Origin of the sequence: Actinopolyspora lacussalsi subsp. righensis, from assembly GCF_900116555.1 — a bacterium.
GTDB lineage: Bacteria > Actinomycetota > Actinomycetes > Mycobacteriales > Pseudonocardiaceae > Actinopolyspora > Actinopolyspora lacussalsi.
The window spans coordinates 464,781-480,645 of sequence record NZ_FPAT01000001.1 but is presented as its reverse complement, the minus strand read 5'-3'; the positions used below and the strand labels follow the sequence as shown (position 1 = coordinate 480,645).

Sequence of the window (15,865 nt, the reverse complement as noted above, 5' to 3'; positions counted from 1 at the left end):
AGGGAACGCTCGTTCTCGACGTCAAGGAGACACGGATGGGAGTCACGGATGCCTGCCCCGCTCACCGAGGAACGCGATCGTCTGGACCGTGCTGCGCTGCTCGACGCGGCGGAGCGGTTGTTCTACGAGCGGGGCGTCCAGGCGGTGGGGATGGACGAGGTGCGTACGGTCTCGGCGCTGCCCTTGAAGCGGATCTACCGGTTCTTTCCCAGCAAGGAGGAGCTGGTGGTGGCGGTGTTGCGGCGGCGTGATCGGCGGTGGCGGGAGAGCTTGGCCGCGTTCGTGGAGCGGGTTCCGGATCCGTGTGAGCGGGTGCTCGCGGTGTTCGACTGGCTCGCCGAGTGGTTCGTCGAGCCCGGTTTCCGAGGGTGTGCCTGGATCAATGCCCACGGCGAGCTCGGTTCCTCGTCCGAGGTGGTGTTGGCCGAGGTCCGGTCGCACAAGCGGGCGTTTCACGATCAGCTCGCGGAGTGGGTTCGGGCCACGGGTGTGGCGGTGGTCGAACCGGTGTTCCTGCTGTTCGAGGGGGCCGTCGTCACGGCGGGTATCAGTGGTGATCCCGCTCCGGCGCGTCATGCTCGTGCGGCTGTCGCCGAGCTGCTCGACACGCCGTGACTCCCTCGTGGGGCCGTCCGCGTTCGCTTGTCCGGGCGGATCCGTTCCTTCGACCGAGCAGATACGAGCACTTCCTCCCGTAGTGATCATTATCACCGACTCGTGACGGCTCGGACTTGTCCGCACCCGTCTCCGCCGCGCCTGACACGTTTTCGAATGTTTCCCCGATGAGGAGCGGAAAAGGTCTTGCCCGTCGTGGGGTCGGCGGTCCGCCGTGTCGAGATACCTCTCGTGCCTACGACTATGTGGACACTGCTTGTGCTGCGCCGCTTTGATCAACTAGTTTGCCCTTTCGGGTGACCGTTGATCGCCTGATCGGGCGATCGGCTGTGGTCGTCCGCCGGCTGGGCAAGAACATGCTCGGCACCGCGCTGGGGGATTTCAGTGCGTGGGCACTGACTGATCCGACGCGGACAGGAACGTGTGACATGCGTCGAAATGGTGGTGTGTGGTGACAGGTACGGACCCGGTCTCCGGTCAGCAGAACGATGACGGGCAGTCGCCGCTGAGTCTGGGCACGGCGGCCGCGCGGAATCTGTCGACGACGACGAAGACGCCGCCGCAGATGCAGTCGATCACCTCGAGGTGGTTGCTGCGCCTGCTCCCCTGGGTGCAGGCGACGGGTGGTGCCTACCGGGTGAACCGACGGCTGACCTACCAGCTCGGGGACGGGCTGGTGACCTTTTCCAACACCGGCTCGACGGTGCGAGTGATCCCGGGCGAGTTGTGCGAGCTGCCCGCGCTGCGGGGATTCGACGACACCTCGGTGCTGGAGGGCTTGGCCGAGCGATTCGAGCAGCGCGAGTACGCCCCGGGCGAGGTGATCGCCGAGGCGGGAAGCCCGACCGACGAGATCGTACTCATCGCGCACGGCAAGGTGAACAAGCTCGGTACCGGGCCCTACGGGGAGCGGACGGAGCTGGGAGTGCTGGCCGGTGGTGAGCACTTCGGTGGTCAGCTCCTGGCGGACGGTGAGGCCACATGGGAGTTCACCGCCAAGGCCGTGACCCCGTGCACCGTGCTGACGTTGTCCCGGCAGTCCGCCCGGGAGGTGGTGGACCGTTCCGACGCGCTGCGCACCCACCTCGCGCGGGTCGGTACCGCTTCGCAGGGCGCGCACAACGCCGACGGTGAGTCCGAGGTCGCGGTGGCCTCCGGACACGCCGGTGAACCGGATCTGCCCGGCACGTTCGTCGACTACGAGCTCAAGCCCCGCGAGTACGAGCTCAGCGTGGCCCAGACGGTGTTGCGCGTGCACAGCCGGGTCGCGGATCTGTACAACGAGCCGATGGACCAGACCGAGCAGCAGCTGCGGCTGACCATCCAGGAACTGCGCGAGGAGCAGGAGAAGGAACTGGTCACCAACCCCGATTTCGGGTTGCTGCCCAATGCCGACCTGCGCCAGCGCATCCACACCCGCACCGGTCCGCCGACCCCGGACGACATGGACGAGCTGCTGTCGCTGGTGTGGAAGGACCCCGGATTCTTCCTGGCCCACCCGCGAGCCATCGCCGCGTTCGGGCGCGAGTGCAGTCGTCGCGGGCTGTACCCGGCCAGCGTGGACATCGGTGGGCACCAGGTGCCCGCCTGGCGGGGTGTGCCGATGTTCCCGTGCAACAAGTTGCCGATGAGCGGATCCCGGACCACCTCGATCATGTTGATGCGCACCGGCGAGGCCAACCAGGGCGTGGTCGGGCTGCACCAGACCGGTCTTCCCGACGAGTACGAGCCGGGCCTGTCCGTGCGGTTCATGGGCATCAACGAGAAGGCGTTGATCTCGTACCTGGTCTCCACCTACTACTCCGCGGCGGTGCTCGTGCCGGACGCGCTGGCCGTACTGGACGACGTCGAGACCGGTAGGGAAGGCTGAGCCCGTGGCGAGCCAACCGTTCGAACTCCCGGAGTTCTACCTGCCCTGGCCCGCCCGGTTGAACTCGCACCTGCAGAGCGCGCGCGAGCACTCCACGGCGTGGGCGCGTCGGATGGAGATGGTCACCCCCGGTGGCGCGGCGGGCAGCAGCGGCGCGTTCGCCTGGGACGAGGCCACGTTCGACTCGGCCGACTACCCGCTGCTGTGCGCCTACACCCATCCGGACGCCACGGCGGAGGACCTCGATCTGGTCACCGACTGGTACGTGTGGGTGTTCTACTTCGACGACCACTTCCTGGAGCACTACAAGTACACCGGAGATCTCGCCGGGGCACGGCGGTATCTGGCCGGACTGTCGGCGTTCATGCCGACCGATCTGGCCGAGCGTCCGCCGGAACCGGCGAATCCGGTGGAGTGGGGCCTGGTCGATCTGTGGAACCGCACGACCTCGATCATGTCGGCCGACTGGCTCGTCCGGTTCGCCGAGGCCACGCGCAACCTGCTCGAGGACTGCGTGTGGGAGTTGACCAACATCAATCAGGGACGGGTGCCCAACCCGGTCGACTACATCGAGATGCGCCGCAAGGTGGGTGGGGCGCCCTGGTCCGCCGGGCTCGTCGAGCTCGCCGCTCGCGCCGAGATCCCGGCGTCGGTCGCCGCGAGCAGGCCGATGCGGGTGCTCACCGACACGTTCTCCGACGGGGTGCACCTGCGCAACGACCTGTTCTCCTATCAGCGCGAGACGCAGGAGGAAGGCGAGGTCAACAACGGTGTGCTGGTCATGGAGACCTTCTTCGGGACCGGTCCGCAACGGGCCGCCGAGCTCACCAACGATCTGCTGACCTCCCGGCTGGAGCAGTTCGACAACACCGCGCTGACCGAGGTGCCCGCGCTGTGCGACGAGCACGCCCTGGGGCCGGACGAGCGGGCCAGGGTGCTGGCCTACGTCAAGGGGCTGCAGGACTGGCAGGCCGGTGGTCACGAGTGGCACACCCAGTCCAGCCGGTACATGAACGAAGGCGTCACCACGACACCCACCGCCACGGACCTCACCGGTCCGAGCGGGCTGGGTACCTCGGCGGCCCGGGCGTTCACCCGGCTGCGGCCCGGCGTGCGGCGCCGGGCCCAGCAGCAGTCCCACATCCCGTTCCAGCAGGTGGGGCATCTGACGCTGCCGGAGCTGTACATGCCGTACTCGGTGCGGATGAGCCCACACCTGGACAACGCCCGTGAGCACGGCGTCGACTGGGCCCGGCGGATGGGCATGTTCGACTCGGTGCCCGGGGTGGAATCCCACGGGGTGTGGGACGAGCGCCGGTTCATCGGCTTCGACTTCGCCCACTGCGCGGCGATGATCCATGCCGACGCGAGCTCGGAACAGCTCGACCTGTCGTCGGACTGGCTGGCCTGGGGAACCTACGGCGACGACTACTTCCCCGTCGTGTTCGGAGCGACCCGCAATCTGGCGGCGGCCAGGGCGTGCAACGACCGGTTGTCGGCGTTCATGCCCGTGAACGGCGAGTCCACACCGGAACCGAGCAATCCGATCGAGCGGGGTCTGGCCGATCTGTGGCGACGTACCGCCGGGCCCATGCCCACCGCGGCGCGGCGTCAGTTCCGCACCGCGGTGGAGGACATGACCGCCAGCTGGTTGTGGGAACTGGACAACCAGGCCCAGCACCGGGTGCCGGACCCGGTCGACTACCTCGAGATGCGTCGCAAGACGTTCGGCTCGGACATGACGATGAGCCTGTCCCGGCTGTCGAATCTCGACGTCGTGCCCGCCGAGGTGTACCGGAGCACTGTGGTCCGGGAGATGGAAACCGCCGCGCAGGACTACGCCTGCCTGACCAACGACTTGTTCTCCTACCAGAAGGAGATCGAGTTCGAGGGCGAGGTCCACAACTTGGTCCTGGTCGTCGAGCGATTCCTCGACGTCGACCGGTGGCAGGCCCGCGACGTCGTGGCCGAGGTGATGAACGCCCGGATGCGGCAGTTCCAGCTGATCCTCACCGAGCAGCTACCTCGGGTGTTCGAGGAGTTCGGACTCGACGAGTCCGCCCGCCGGGTGCTCATCGGTCACGCCGAGGGGCTGCAGGACTGGATGTCCGGAATCCTGGAGTGGCACCGCAGGTGCGTGCGCTACACCGAGGCCGAACTGCGACGTCGTCACGAGCCGGGGGTTACCGCGATCGGGACATCACCGCCCGGCGGTGCTTCCGATATCGCACCCCCGCAGGGGGTGCTCACGACACGGCAGCGCCTGGCCGGCCCCACCGGCCTGGGAACGGCGGCCCGCATCGCCGCGCCGAAGGGCACCACGGGCCGGAGCCGGCCCGAAACCGGGTGACCGGTTCCGCGGCTGCCCGCTTTTCGATCCGACACACGAGGGGGACAGGAACATGACCGAGATCGCTACGAGCGCGTCCGACGAACCGGGATCCGACGGACAGGGACAGCTCAGCCTGGGCACGGGCGCGGCCCGCAACCTGGCCACCACCACGAAGACGCCGCCGCAGATGCGGGCGATCAGCCCTCGGTGGTTGCTGCGCATGTTGCCCTGGGTCGAAACCACCAGCGGTTCCTACCGGGTCAACCGGCGGCTGACCTACGAGCTCGGGGACGGGCGCCTGACGTTTTCCAACACCGGCGATCAGGTTCGCGTTCTGCCACCGGAGCTCCGCGAAATATCCTCCTTGCGTGATCTCGACGACGAGACGGTGCTCGAAGCACTGGCGGAGCGGTTCACCCAGCACCACTACGCCCCGGGCGAGAGCATCACCACCGCTGGTGAACCCGCCGACGAGCTGATATTGCTCGCCCACGGCAAGGTCAACACCAGTACTCCGGGGCCCTACGGTGGCGAGGTGTCGCGGGACGTGCTCGCCGACGGGGAGTACCTCGGCGAGCACGTGCTCACCGGCGGTCGGGACACCTGGCCCGCCACGGCCACCGCGCTCACACCGTGCATCGTGCTGCGGCTGTCCCGCCGCGACGTGGACGAGCTCACCGACCGTTCCGAACCACTGCGTGCCCACCTCGATCGGGTGCGCGGCCACACCCCGCCCGAGCACAACAAGCACGGTGAAGCGGCCGTGCGACTGGCGTCCGGCCACGAGGGTGAGACCGAGCTGTCCGGTACTTTCGTCGACTACGATCTCAGTCCTCGTGAGTACGAACTCGGCGTCGCCCAGACCATCCTGCGCGTGCACACCCGGGTCAACGACCTCTACAGCCAACCGATGAACCAGCTCGAGCAGCAGCTCCGGCTAACGGTCGAGGAACTGCGCGAGCAGCAGGAATCGGATCTGGTCAACAACCGCGAGTTCGGGCTGCTGCACAACGCCGACCTGCGCCAACGGATCCAGACCGCGGGCGGCCCACCCACCCCGGGCGATTTCGACGAACTGCTGTCCCGGCGTCGCAAGTCGGAGTTCTTCCTGGCCCACCCGCGCACCATCGCCGCGTTCGGCCGCGAGTGCAACCGCCAGGGCGTCTACCCGGACAGCGTCGACGTGGACGGCACCCGCGTGATCTCCTGGCGCGGCGTTCCGCTGCTGCCCTGCGACAAGATCCCCATCAGCGAGAGCAACACCAGCTCGGTCCTGGTCATGCGTACCGGGCAGGAGCACCAAGGGGTGGTCGGGCTGCACCAGACCGGTATTCCCGACGAGTACGCACCCGGCCTCAACGTGCGGTTCATGGGCATCAACGACAAGGCCGTCACTTCGTATCTGGTCAGCGCGTACTACTCCGCCGCTGTGCTCACCCCCGACGCGCTCGGCGTGTTGGAAAACGTCGAAATCGGGCGCTGAAAGGAACACTCACATGGCCACCCCAGATGTGTTCCCACACGCGGTTCCGGCAGCGGAGGCTTACGAGGCCCTGGCCGTCGCGCGCGGCCGAGTCGATCCCGCGCTGCGGTCCGCGGTGGACACACTGCCCGAGGACATGCGTCGTATCGCTCGGTACCAGTTCGGCTGGACCGATGAACACGGCCTTCCCAGCGACGCCTCGGGCGGAAAGGCGTTACGCCCCGCGCTGACGCTGCTCGCCGCCGAGGCCGTGGGTGGCAGCACCGATGCGGCGCTGCCCGCCGCTGTCGCCGTCGAGCTCGTGCACAACTTCTCGCTGTTGCACGACGACCTCATCGACACCGACGCCACCCGCCGTCACCGCCCCACGGCCTGGACCGTGTTCGGGTCGGAGGCGGCGATCCTGGCAGGCGATGCCCTGCTCTCGCTGGCTTCCGGGGTGCTCGCCGACAGCGGGAACCCGGCTGCCCTCGCCGGTGTGCGACTGCTCAACGACACTGTCCAGGAGCTGGTTCAAGGCCAGGCCACGGATCTGGCCTTCGAACAGCGCGGTGATGTCGACGTCGACGGATGCCAACGCATGGCCGAAGCCAAAACCGCCGCGCTGCTGGCGGCCGCCTGCGAACTCGGTGCCCTGTTCGCGGGGGCCGAGCCGCGGCGGGTCGAGCACCTGCGTCGCTTCGGTCACGACCTCGGACTGGCCTTTCAGCACGTCGACGACCTGCTCGGCATCTGGGGCGATCCCGAGACCACCGGCAAGTCCGCCTATTCGGACCTGCACGCCCGGAAGAAAACCCTGCCCGTGGTGTTCGCGCTGAACTCCGACACCACCGCCGGACAGCGGCTCGCCACGCACTACCACCAGCCGTCGACCTCGGAAGTCGCGCTGACCGACATCGCCGATCTCGTCGACGCGGCGGGCGGCCGCGCCTGGAGTCACGCCCAGACCGACCGGCTGCTCGCCCGAGCGCTGGGCCACCTGGAGGCGGCCGCTCCAACCGCCCGAACCCACGAACTGACCGCGCTCGCGCACCTCGTCACCCGACGCGATCACTAGACGATATTCGGTGATCTTGTGGTGGGTTCGTGAACCGGCACTGTTCCGGGAACCTCGACACGCAGTTCCACCAGCGGCACGCCGTATCGGGATGGACAGTGGGCAGAAACGCGGCAAGCGGCCCGGCACGAGGCTTTTATGCTCGGAAGACGGTTTGCTTTATATCACGTCCACATACTGCGAGACTGTCGAGTACGTCGGCGGATACGAGCAGAAAACGGGTGGTGTGATCGGTGATCGTCGATCTGTCGGATGTGCGCACCAGCGCTGGACTACATAGAAAACTCAAGATTTATTTTGGTTTTCCCGATATGTACGGAATGAATTGGGATGCCTTCTGGGATGCCATAACCGGACTGGTCGAGCTGCCTGACGAGATTACGTTTGCTGGGTGGGGGTACTTCGAAAAAGTATTGCCGAACGATGCTCGAACCATGCGCGATGTATTCGATGAATACATAACGGACCCTTATCACTCTCACAAGGTGATCAGGTTCGAGTGATCCTACTGTGAGGTTGCCCCGAAGTCTGATTCCGGTTCGGCCGGGCACGCCAGCAACAACCGAGCGGCTCCGCGACACTCGGGGTAGCCCCATCCGCATAGATGGAGGTGAACAACGAAGTCACAGCCTTCCCCGCGGCAAGTCGGTTGCGGGGGATCAAGTGAGCTTGATCTGACGGTTGACGTCCTTGTAGAGCAGGTAGCGGAACTTGCCGGGGCCACCGGCGTAGCAGGCCTGCGGGCAGAAGGCGCGTAGCCACATGAAGTCGCCCGCTTCGACCTCGACCCAGTCGTCGTTGAGGCGGTAGACCGCCTTGCCCTCCAGGACGTAGATACCGTGCTCCATCACGTGCGTCTCGGCGAAGGGGATCACGGCACCGGGATCGAACGTGACGATGTTGACGTGCATGTCGTGGGACAGGTCGTCGGGATCGACGAATCGGGTGGTCGTCCACGCGCCGTCGGTGTAGGGCATCGGAGTGGGGGTGACGTCCTGCTCCTGCACGGTGAACCCCTCGGGAACCGGGTGTCCAGGTAGTGGCTCGTAAGCCTTGCGGACCCACTGGAAGCTGGCCGTCTCCTCGGAGTCGTTGGTCACCGACCAGTCCGCGCCCGCGGGCAGGTAGGCGTAGCCGCCGGGGGTGAGAACGTGGGTCTCGCCCTCGAGCACGACGGTGAGTGCGCCGGAGAGCAGGAACAGCACCGACTCGACACCGCGCTCCGGTTCCGGTTCGTCGCTGCCGCCGCAGGGGGAGACCTCGACGACGTACTGGGCGAACGTGGTGGCGAATCCGGCCACGGGCCGGGCCAGGATCCAGGAGCGGGTGCGGTTCCAGCCGGGCAGGTTGCTGGTGACGATGTCGCGCAGCACACCGCGGGGGATGACGGTGTAGGCTTCCTTGACCACGGCCCGGTCGGTGAGCAGCGTGTCCTGCGACGGGAGGCCGCCTTGCGGTGCGTGGTACGTCGGTGCGTTCAAGGTCCGCTCCTGTCCCTGTCGAACTTCGCGTGCCCGGTCGGCTCCTCCGGTGCGGAGCGCCGTTGGCATGACGGATGTCCCCCCGGGCCCCGGGGAGAGGTCGTTCCCGTCGGTAACCGTGATCCACACGGTAATCGATTCCGTTATTCGGAATATTGATTCCGCATGAAGGATAGTTTAGTCAGTCCCGTCAGTCGGGTCAACGCGCGTCCCGTCGGGTGATCCATGCACGGTAGCGTCGTCGGTCCAGGTGTGCGGACGCCGGTGCGATCGAGGAGGGATCATGATCGGTGAGGCCGAATCGGAGCTGCGTCGCTGCGTGGAGCTGGCGGAGGAGGCGTTGTGGGCGGGCGACGAGCCCTTCGGATCGGTCCTGGTGGCCTCCGACGGGCGCCGTCTCGCCGAGGACCGCAACCGTGTCGTCACCGGCGGTGACGCGACGCTGCATCCCGAGTTCGCCCTGGCGCGGTGGGCGGCGACGAACCTGAGCCCGGCGGAGCGATCGGCGGCCACCGTGTTCACGTCCGGGGAGCACTGTCCGATGTGCGCCGCCGCACACGGTTGGGTCGGGCTGGGACGCATCGTTTACGCGAGCTCGGCCGCACAACTGGCCGATTGGCTCGCCGAGTTCGGGGCAGCCGAGTCACCGGTTCGCGTGTTGCCGATCACCCAGGTCGTGCCCGATCTGGTGGTGGAAGGGCCGATCGACGAACTGGCCGACGAAGTGCGGGAGCTGCATCGTCGCTTCGTGGCCGGAGGCGGCTGAATCCGCCGCGCGATCGGATCTCACCCGATCGACGGGCGAAGCGGTTGGGTAACCGTCGTGCTGCCGGTGAGCTCGCCACGGGATGCGAGCGAGGGCCGCTGCTTCCGGATCGTCGCTCGGGAATTAGGGTTACCGGATGGTAGGACGCCAGGTGTCGGCGACCAAGACGGTCGCGACCACACCGGACAGGATCTTCGAGCTGCTCACCGATCCGACCCAGCACTCGTTGCTCGACGGTTCGGGCACGGTGCGACAGGCGCAGCAGGGTGGCCCCCAGCGGCTCGAACTCGGCTCGAAGTTCGGTATGGACATGAAGATGGGCACCTCGTACAAGATCCTGAACACGGTGGTGGAGTTCGAGCAGGACCACCTGATCGCGTGGCGACACTTCAACGGTCACCGCTGGCGTTGGCGGCTTCGCCCGGTCGGGGAACGAACCGAGGTGACCGAAACCTTCGACTGGTCGACCGCTCGGATTCCGCTGCTGATCTCGCTGAGCCCGTTCCCCCGGCGGAACAGAGCGGCCATCGAGAAGTCGTTGCACCGCCTCGGTGAGCTGTTCCCGGGCTGAGTCGTTCCCGGTCCGAGGCGGTGCGGCCTTCGGACTATCGCGCCCTCGGTGGTCCGAACCGGTTTGCCCGACTCACCCCGGCACACCTTCCCGGACGGCCTCGACGTCCTCGGCCAGCAGCCGGGTCAGATCGGCGGTGGAGGTGTCCGGCGAGACCGACAGTCGGGATGCCTGGTGGTCGACCATTCGCTCGAAAATTTTACGCGCGGTCCTGCCGTTGCCGAAGGTACCGTCCTTGGGCATCGCCTCGAAGTAATCCTCCAGTGCTTCGGCGGCGCTCTCGTCGAGCTGGTAGTCGTGCTCGGCGCACTGCTGGCGCACGATCGTGACCAGTTCCTCGGCGGTGTAGTTGGTGAACTCGATGGTCCGGCTGAAGCGGGACTCCAGCCCGGGGTTGGTGGCCATGAACTCGCGCATCTCCGCGGAGTAGCCCGCCGCGATCACCACCACCTCGTCCCGGTGGTCCTCCATCAGCTTGACCAGGGTGTCCACGGCCTCCTTGCCGAAGTCCGGGCCGGAGCCACCGGAGGAGGAACTCAGGGTGTACGCCTCGTCGACGAAGAGCACTCCGCCCAGCGCCTTGTTGAACTCCTCGGTGGTCTTGATCGCGGTGCCACCGACGATGTCGGCGACCAGATCGGCGCGTGAGACCTCGACCAGGTGCCCGGAGGCGAGCACCCCCAGCTCGGCCAGCACCGCGCCGTAGAGCCGGGCCACGGTGGTCTTGCCGGTACCCGGTGCTCCCGCGAAGACCAGGTGCCTGCTCATCGGGGGCGCCGACAGCCCGGCCTCCTGGCGCCGCTTGGCCATCTTGTTCAGGTTCACCAGCGTGGTGACGTCGTGCTTGACTCCCTCCAGTCCCACCAGCGAGGTCAACTCCCGCATCGGCTTGCTCTGCTCGGTGCCCGCCTCGGCAGTACCCACCTCAGCAGCGCCGGTCTCGGGGCCGCCGACCTCGGCAGGGTTCCCGCCGGAGGGGGAGTCGGAGTTCCCGTTCCCGAGGCCGTACGCGTCCGGGAAACCGTTTCCGGAGCTGGTGAATCCCTCCACCGTCAACGCCTCCGAGGGAACCGTGCGCCGCAGGCCCGCACCACGGTTGTCGGTGGCCGTGCAGTCGCGCAGCACCACGGTCTCCGTCGAGCGCACGCTGATACCGTCGGCCTCGTTCTCGGCGAACTCCGATTCGGACACCTCGGCACGGGCCGAGGGCTCCACCCGCACGCCACATGCCCGACCGGAACGGGCCCGGCAGCGGTTCAGCACGATCCCGCCCCGTTCCCCGGTGTGCACCCCGTCGCCACCGGCACGATGGACGTCGCAGTCGGTGAACGTGGCGTCCGCGGCACGCAGCACCGCGATCCCGGAACCGTTCGTTTCCAGCACGCTGCACCCGTTGACCGTCGCCGCACCGTCGTCCGCGACGAGCACGCCCACCGCACCGGCCCGTTCGATCTCGACGTTGTCCAGTCGGGCCTTCGCCCCCTTGGTGACCTCCACGGCCGTTCCCGTGGAGCCGGTGATCCGCAGCCGCCGGACCGAGGGAGTGGCGCCGCTCGTGGCGCTCAGTCCCGTCCCCTGGCACTCGGTCACGGTGAGCCGCTCGAACTCGGTGCTGGACTCCGCCTCGACGAGGAGTCCCGTCCCGCGCACCCCCGTGATCGTGCAGTCGCGGAGGATTCCGGCCGAGCCACCGGTGATCCGGATGCCGTGGTGGTTGGTGTGTTCGACGGTGCACCGCTCCAGCGTGCTGCGGCCGGTGGAGGCGATCAGCAGTCCGTCCGCCTCGGATCGCTCGACGGAACAATCGGTGAGCTCCACGGTCGAACCGGTGGCGAGGTAGCAGCCGACGCCACGACTGTCGCGCGCCGCCAGTCCGCTCAGCGTGGCCGATGCCTGCTCCTCCACGGCCAGCGCGGGCTTGCGCGCGCCGATGATCGTGATGTTCTCGCCGTCGATGTGCCCGCTGCCGTTCAGGCACAGTCCGTTGCCCGCCGCCTGCTCGACCGTGCACGAGCGCAGCGTGAGTACCCCCTGTTCGGCGGCCACGATCCCCGACGTTCCCGGCTCGGGGAAGGTGCACCGCTCGACCGAACTTCCGAGGGCCGAGGTGATCACCACACCGGCGCCCTCGGAGTTGCGCACCGAGCAGTCGCGCATCGTCAGGCTGCCCCGACCGTGGCCGTGGACCGCCGCCCAGGCGGTCGCCTCCAACCGGCACTCGGTGATGGTCAACCGATCCGACCCGGCCACGGCCACGGGAGTTTCCGGATCCGTGGAGCGCAGGGTCAGTCCGCTGAGCTTCGTCGCGACGTCGCCCGAGACCACCGGCCCCCGCGCGGCGCTGATCTCGACGGTGCCCGGCCCGTCCTCGGCGACGAGCGTGACCGGCCTGCGCGGCGCCAGGCTCTCCTCGTACTTCCCGGGTGCGATGTGCACCGTAGCTCCCTCGGGAGCCGAGTCCACCGCTTCGGCGATCGACGAGTGGCAGCCGGGGGCGTCCGGCGAGACGATGATCATCAGCTCTCCTGCTGGCTGGATCCCGGTGTTCACACCGGTTTTGGTGGAGGGTGTCCTTCTCGTACCGAGGTGTCGCGCGTGTCCCGGGCGGCTCGTTCTCGTGCCACCGCGATCAGGTGGGCATGAGTCGGCCCTCCAGCCGTGCGGTGGCCAGCTCCACACGGGAGCGGCAGCCGGTTCGGGTGAACAGTTTGGTCAGGTGGCTTTCCACGGTCTTCTCACTGGCCTGTACCGCCATCGCGATCTGACGGTTGGTGTAGCCGTCACTGACCAGATCGATGATCCGGTTCTCGGTGCTCGACAGCGGTTCCCGCGGGCCGCGTGAGCGCGTCAACGCGATACCGCGGCTGCGCATCAGCTCGCTGAACACTCCGCGCCCGTACGAGGAGCCGAACTGTTTGACCAGGTCGTAGCCCTCGTGTAACCACGGTCGCGGTTCGTCGAGCAGTCTGCCCATCGCGGCGCAGCCACGGGCGACCCGATGGTTGTCCCCACGCCGCTTGGCCGACTCGATTCCCTCGCGCAGGCGCGTCGGGTCCGCCTCCACCATCCCCCGCGCGAGCAGCGCCGCCTCCCTGGCCGAGGCGGTGCGGTGGCGGGTCTCGAAGGCTTCCAGCTGTTCGAGCATCCGCTCGGCGCCCTCCTGGTCACCGAGTCGAACACTGTAGTCGATCAACCGCTCCAGCAGCCGTTCCAGACCTGCCGTACTGCCACGGTCGCGGTGGTGCAGGTATTCCCGCCATCCCTCCGCGACCGCCTCGGCGGTGTGACCTCGGCGGTGTCGCAGACCGCAGCGCACCCAGGCGAGGAGGTGGCCGCAGGCGAACCTTCGCGGCAGCCGGGCCAACCAGTTCTCGGCCCGCCGGAAGTGGCCTCGCGCCGCACAGATCTCCGCCGCCACCACCCGCGTCAGGTGCAGTGCCAGCGAGCCTCGGGGATGCGATCGGTCGGCCTCCAGCGAACGGGCCACCGACAGCGCCTCGTCCCACTCACCGGCGTAATAGGCACGCAGCACCCGCTGGTAGGCGTGGGCGGAACCGCCACCGCGACTTCCGGGGCGGTGCCCGAGGAGCAGTTCCAACGCCGTGGCGTGGTCGAGCATGCTTCCCGCGTCGCGCAGCCGCTCGATGTCGGGGGCATCTCGCTCCGCCGGGTGACACTGTTGCCACCGCGAGAGGGCTCGCAGGAACCGCTCGTGCTCGCCCTCCATCGCTTGGAGCAGCAGCAGTACTTCGTCGAAAGCGATCACCGGCCGTGCCTTCTCCCATGCGGCGGGGAAGGTCGCGACCAGAGTGTCGAGTGTGGTCACCGCCTCGCGCGTTCGCCCGCGAAACAGCGCGGAGAAGAGCCGGCGCACCTGTTCGGTGCTCTCGTCCCGCGTGCTCATCAGGTCGAACAACCGCGTCGAATCGTGGATCCCGACCGTGTGCCCCTCGTGCAGCTGCACCAGGAACCAGCAGACCGCGAGCTCGGCCAACATCCGCTCGTCGTCGTGCCCGTACGGACCGGTTCCCGCCGAATCGCCCTCGCGGCGCGGTGTTTCCAGCAGCGTGGGCAGCACGGTCCCGAGGTCGTCGGCCAGCTCCCTGAAGTTCCCTCGGGACAGCTGCAGCCGGGTCATCGTTTCCAATGACCTCGGCAGCCGCCGGTCCGATGCCCGCATCCGATGCACCGCCGCGCGGTACCGTTCGGCGGCCCGCTCCGGATCGGTTTCCACGGTTCTGCCCGCCTCGTGTAGCAGGATCTCCAGGCCGCGCTCACCACCGAAATCCGGGCCCGCCTCGACGAGATGATGCGCCAGCGCCGAGTCATCCATCGCGCCCCCGCGTTCGCGGCGGTCGAGCATGTGCCGAACCAACGCACCGTGCACGGGCCGGGACGACCGCGCCCCCTCACGGCCCAGCGCCGTTCCCAGCGCGGGTACCGACAGTCGCAGTCGACCGTTGTCCTCGCGCAGCACTTCGTCGTGCACCAGCCGGTCCAGCACGCGTCCGCAGGCGTGCAGCTCGACGTCGGCTACTTCGGCTAGCACCGGCAGGTCGTTCACGTCGAGCTCGCCGAGCACCGCGACGCACCACACGATCCGGCCGCCCTCGGGGCCGCACTCGTGCACCGGGCGCAGCAGCTCGTGGTCGCCGGGCAGCGCGATCGGCTCCCAAGACGAGCGCAGGCACAGGTGTTCGTCGATCACCGTGAGACGGTCCTCGCGGCGGAGCGCTCGCACGAGCGAGCGCATCGTCGCCGGGTTGCCGAACAGCGGCCCCAAAGTCGTGCGCAACGCCTCCGTCGTGGTCGGGTCCACGGCCGCCTGCCCACCGGTCCACCGCGGCAGCAGCGCCGTGATGTCGTCGTCCGACAAGGGCGGGAGATCCAGCACGGAGTCGGACAGGTCCACCAGTTGTTCGTGGGCTCCACGGGAGGCGTTGCCGAGCGTGGCCAGCACCACGCCGCCCACGGCCCGAACACCCTGGGCCAGCGACGACAGTGCGGAGACCGACTCCCGATCCACGTGGTCGACGTCCTCGATCACCAGCACGGTGCGTTTCCCGCGTGCCAGCCGCGTCAGCGCGCGGGTCAGTTCGTGCACCAGGGGCAGCGGGGTGGAACGCGTCGGACCTTCTCCCGTGGGGCTCTCGCTCGTGGGACGCAGCCGTGCCGCCGCCGCGACCGCCTCCAGCAGCTCGGGTTCGCGTTGGTCGCCCACTCTTTCGCGCACGGCCTCCAGTAGCGCGTCGAACATTCGTGGCACCGGGACGGCGGCCGAGACCGAGAGCACCCGCACGTCGTGTCGAAGCCAGTTCCGCGAGGCGGCATCGAGCAGTGCGCTCTTTCCCGAGCCGCTCGGTCCACGTACGACGAGCAACGCTCCGGTTCCGTCGGAGGTGTGAACGGTGCTGTCGAGCCGGGCCCACTGCTCGTCTCGGCCGAGGATGGGGGTGTGCTCGCGAACCATTCGCCTTTCTTCCTGGTGTAGGTGGGGCCGATGTGCGGTCACGTTCGTCGGAAGGGCCACGCCCGCACCTCGTTGTTATCGAGGATGTGAATGTCACACCAGTGTTGCTAATCATGATGCCCTAGATGGAGGGAGATCCCTCGCGTGGAGCACAATGGATCACCATGAGATCGAGGCACGTCCTCCTGTCCGAAGTTCCGTCCCACATCGCGCGAGCGAA

Annotated in this window: 11 protein-coding genes; 8 read left to right on the top strand and 3 right to left on the bottom strand. The window is 67.9% G+C overall.

Going from position 1 to position 15,865, the window contains the following annotated elements; translation table 11 throughout:
• Positions 1 to 48 precede the first annotated feature (48 nt).
• From BM394_RS02095 to BM394_RS02070, 6 genes are all read left to right on the top strand, one after another.
• Positions 49 to 615: a TetR/AcrR family transcriptional regulator gene (locus tag BM394_RS02095; protein ID WP_092973135.1), complete on the top strand. Its 567-nt coding sequence runs from the start codon at positions 49 to 51 to the stop codon at positions 613 to 615.
• Between the two features lie 565 nt (positions 616 to 1,180).
• Positions 1,181 to 2,485, top strand: a complete 1,305-nt coding sequence (locus tag BM394_RS02090) for a family 2B encapsulin nanocompartment shell protein (protein WP_425427644.1) — start codon at positions 1,181 to 1,183, stop codon at positions 2,483 to 2,485.
• Positions 2,486 to 2,489: 4 nt separating this feature from the next.
• Positions 2,490 to 4,835: a family 2 encapsulin nanocompartment cargo protein terpene cyclase gene (locus BM394_RS02085; RefSeq protein WP_092973131.1), complete on the top strand. Its 2,346-nt coding sequence runs from the start codon at positions 2,490 to 2,492 to the stop codon at positions 4,833 to 4,835.
• A 52-nt stretch (positions 4,836 to 4,887) separates the two neighbouring features.
• Positions 4,888 to 6,300: a family 2B encapsulin nanocompartment shell protein gene (locus BM394_RS02080; RefSeq protein ID WP_092973129.1), complete on the top strand. Its 1,413-nt coding sequence runs from the start codon at positions 4,888 to 4,890 to the stop codon at positions 6,298 to 6,300.
• Between the two features lie 13 nt (positions 6,301 to 6,313).
• Positions 6,314 to 7,357: a family 2 encapsulin nanocompartment cargo protein polyprenyl transferase gene (locus BM394_RS02075; protein WP_092973127.1), complete on the top strand. Its 1,044-nt coding sequence runs from the start codon at positions 6,314 to 6,316 to the stop codon at positions 7,355 to 7,357.
• A gap of 233 nt (positions 7,358 to 7,590) precedes the next feature.
• On the top strand, positions 7,591 to 7,860 hold the full coding sequence (locus BM394_RS02070) for a barstar family protein (protein ID WP_217643285.1): 270 nt from the start codon (positions 7,591 to 7,593) through the stop codon (positions 7,858 to 7,860).
• A gap of 156 nt (positions 7,861 to 8,016) precedes the next feature.
• Here the strand turns inward: BM394_RS02070 and BM394_RS02065 are convergent, their stop codons facing one another.
• Positions 8,017 to 8,838 (bottom strand): bifunctional allantoicase/(S)-ureidoglycine aminohydrolase, encoded by an 822-nt coding sequence (locus BM394_RS02065; protein ID WP_092973674.1) that lies wholly within the window; start codon positions 8,836 to 8,838, stop codon positions 8,017 to 8,019.
• Positions 8,839 to 9,121: 283 nt separating this feature from the next.
• On the opposite strand from BM394_RS02065, the gene BM394_RS02060 reads away from it, so the two are divergent.
• Positions 9,122 to 9,604 carry a nucleoside deaminase gene (locus BM394_RS02060; RefSeq protein WP_092973126.1) on the top strand — a complete coding sequence of 161 codons (483 nt, stop codon included), beginning with the start codon at positions 9,122 to 9,124 and terminating at the stop codon, positions 9,602 to 9,604.
• Positions 9,605 to 9,740: 136 nt separating this feature from the next.
• Positions 9,741 to 10,175 carry an SRPBCC family protein gene (locus BM394_RS02055; RefSeq protein ID WP_092973124.1) on the top strand — a complete coding sequence of 145 codons (435 nt, stop codon included), beginning with the start codon at positions 9,741 to 9,743 and terminating at the stop codon, positions 10,173 to 10,175.
• A 72-nt stretch (positions 10,176 to 10,247) separates the two neighbouring features.
• Here the strand turns inward: BM394_RS02055 and BM394_RS02050 are convergent, their stop codons facing one another.
• Positions 10,248 to 12,692 (bottom strand): right-handed parallel beta-helix repeat-containing protein, encoded by a 2,445-nt coding sequence (locus BM394_RS02050; RefSeq protein ID WP_092973122.1) that lies wholly within the window; start codon positions 12,690 to 12,692, stop codon positions 10,248 to 10,250.
• Between the two features lie 112 nt (positions 12,693 to 12,804).
• Entirely contained in the window at positions 12,805 to 15,645 is a 2,841-nt protein-coding gene (locus BM394_RS02045; RefSeq protein ID WP_092973120.1) for an AAA family ATPase, read from the bottom strand.
• Positions 15,646 to 15,865 lie beyond the last annotated feature (220 nt).

Excerpts from the sequence above, each read along its gene's own strand:
- BM394_RS02095 (WP_092973135.1), top strand. The coding sequence starts at position 49 with ATGCCTGCCCCGCTCACCGAGGAACGCGATCGTCTGGACCGTGCTGCG.
- BM394_RS02090 (WP_425427644.1), top strand. The coding sequence starts at position 1,181 with ATGCAGTCGATCACCTCGAGGTGGTTGCTGCGCCTGCTCCCCTGGGTG.
- BM394_RS02080 (WP_092973129.1), top strand. The coding sequence starts at position 4,888 with ATGACCGAGATCGCTACGAGCGCGTCCGACGAACCGGGATCCGACGGA.
- BM394_RS02075 (WP_092973127.1), top strand. The coding sequence starts at position 6,314 with ATGGCCACCCCAGATGTGTTCCCACACGCGGTTCCGGCAGCGGAGGCT.
- BM394_RS02060 (WP_092973126.1), top strand. The coding sequence starts at position 9,122 with ATGATCGGTGAGGCCGAATCGGAGCTGCGTCGCTGCGTGGAGCTGGCG.
- BM394_RS02055 (WP_092973124.1), top strand. The coding sequence starts at position 9,741 with ATGGTAGGACGCCAGGTGTCGGCGACCAAGACGGTCGCGACCACACCG.
- BM394_RS02050 (WP_092973122.1), bottom strand. The coding sequence starts at position 12,692 with ATGATCATCGTCTCGCCGGACGCCCCCGGCTGCCACTCGTCGATCGCC.
- BM394_RS02045 (WP_092973120.1), bottom strand. The coding sequence starts at position 15,645 with ATGGTTCGCGAGCACACCCCCATCCTCGGCCGAGACGAGCAGTGGGCC.